The organism is Candidatus Marinimicrobia bacterium CG08_land_8_20_14_0_20_45_22, assembly GCA_002774355.1.
Lineage (GTDB): Bacteria > Fidelibacterota > UBA2242 > UBA2242 > UBA2242 > 0-14-0-20-45-22.
Genome location: PEYN01000132.1, coordinates 1 through 1,999, shown reverse-complemented (window position 1 = coordinate 1,999; position 1,999 = coordinate 1). Strand labels below are relative to the sequence as shown.

Genomic DNA, 1,999 nt, shown 5'->3' with positions numbered 1-1,999 from the left:
CGAATTTCTCAATAGTAAAGCAATCGGGAAACCCGCCTAAAAAGATCTTCGCCTCTTTGGCGGAATCTGCCGATTGATTATGCAACGGCGACACGATTGCAACATTGGAGCGTGCGATTTCAACGCCGTTTAACCACGCAATGAAACCGTCATCAAAGTCAACATGAAGCAATGCGGCTCGAATATTTGCAACTTCTGAAATGTAAAATTTTTTTCGCAAATAAACCGATTGAGTTCCCGTTGGAACCAACGTCGCATCGTCATCATCGCCGAAACCGATTCCCGTTGCTCCAGAAAACCATCCGGAATCATCGAACGACTTGTCGCGCCAATTCACAGGCGGTTCCGCCGTTCCAATAAAATATTTCCATACATCTCCACGATTGATAATCGTTTCCCAGTGAGTGACTTCCGGTTTGCGGTTTTTATCCGATGCAAAGATTAGCAAGTGTCCACCTGCTCTCAATTCGAGATGTGGAAAAACCCACTTATTCGGGATCAATTCTTTGTCAGTGATGCGGTAATGGGTTAGATCGATTGGCGCGCCGGTTGGATTGATCAATTCAATCCAGTCGGAAAAATCACCGTCTTCATCGGCAACCGCCGAAGCATTCGATGACATGATTTCATTGATCAGAATTCCTTGTGCATTCGGAGTGCCCGATAGAGCGGCGGTCAGAACGATTCCAATCCTGATTTTCGATGCGGATTTTAGTTGAATCATCCTTTCGTTTTACTCCTATTCCGCACCTTTCAGGTCAATTCGAGGTCAGACGAAATTTCGCTTTCAAATCCGCAACCGTTACTTCGAAATCACCCGGTTCGACGATTCGTTTGGCGTCTCTGCCGATGAAGGACATTTCATCCGGACCGATGACGAATTTCACTACCTTACTTTCACCCGGTCGCAGATCTATTTTCGAAAATCCCTCGACTTTTCTAACCGAGGGAGTTACGGATGCCACCAGATCGCTTAAATATAACTGAACCGTTTCTTTCCCGGCTACTTTGCCGGTATTTTGCACTTTCACGCTAACCGTCACTTTTTCACCTTTTCCAACGGCTGTCTTATCCAAACGCAAGTCGGAATAATGGAAATTCGTATAACTCAAACCAAATCCGAACGGAAATTGTACATCGTAGCGATTCACGTCAGAAATCTCACTGTACTTATAATCATAAGTCATCAGGCAATTCGGAAATCTCGGGTATGAAATCGGCAATTTTCCGCTAGGATTGACATCTCCAAATAGAATATCGACGACAGCCGAACCGCCTTCCATTCCGGGAAGATACGCCATCAGGATTGCATCGGCTTTATCAACGACACGATTGATAATTCGCGGCCGACCTTCCGCCAAAATCAAAATTACCGGAACGCCCGTCTTTTTCACCGCCTCGACGAGTTTCAATTGCGGTTCACTCATTGTCAAATCATTAATATTTCCCGGCGTTTCGCAATAAGCAGGTTCGCCGATGCAGATGACGGCGGCGTCTGCCTTCTTCGCCAACTTTACAGCAGCTTGAATGTCAATTTCTTTATCAAAATCAACCCCTGCGGCATAACTGACATTGTCCGCGCCAATCTTTTGCTGAATTGATCGCAGAATCGTCGGCTTGTCTTTCGGATACAACGACTCGGCATTTCCCTGCCACGTAATCGTCCAGCCGCCGTTCAAAACCGAGAGTTTATCGGCCGTTGGCCCGGTTACTAAAACTTTCACATTCTTTGAGAGCGGTAAGGTTTTTTCGTCGTTTTTTAAGAGAGTTATCGTCTCACAAGCCGCTTGCTGATTTAAAATAGTAGATTGCGGCGTGGCGAATTTGGACGCGAGCGACGGATCAGGATACGGGTTTTCAAAGAGTCCTAAGTCCAATTTCAATCGAAGAATACGGCTGACAGCCTCGTCAATACGGCTCTCTGGGACTTCGCCTTCTTTGACCAATTCAAGCAGATTATCATAAAAGCTATAATCGTAAGGAACCATGCTCATGTCGA

2 protein-coding genes are annotated in these 1,999 nt (G+C 45.9%); both read right to left on the bottom strand.

Annotation, left to right across the window (positions count from 1 at the left end):
• Positions 1-724 (bottom strand): hypothetical protein (locus COT43_07820; protein ID PIS27957.1); only part of this gene is annotated, 724 nt, incomplete at its 3' end.
• A gap of 34 nt (positions 725-758) precedes the next feature.
• Positions 759-1,999: beta-glucosidase (locus tag COT43_07815; GenBank protein ID PIS27956.1), on the bottom strand; the 1,241-nt coding region annotated here is incomplete at its 5' end.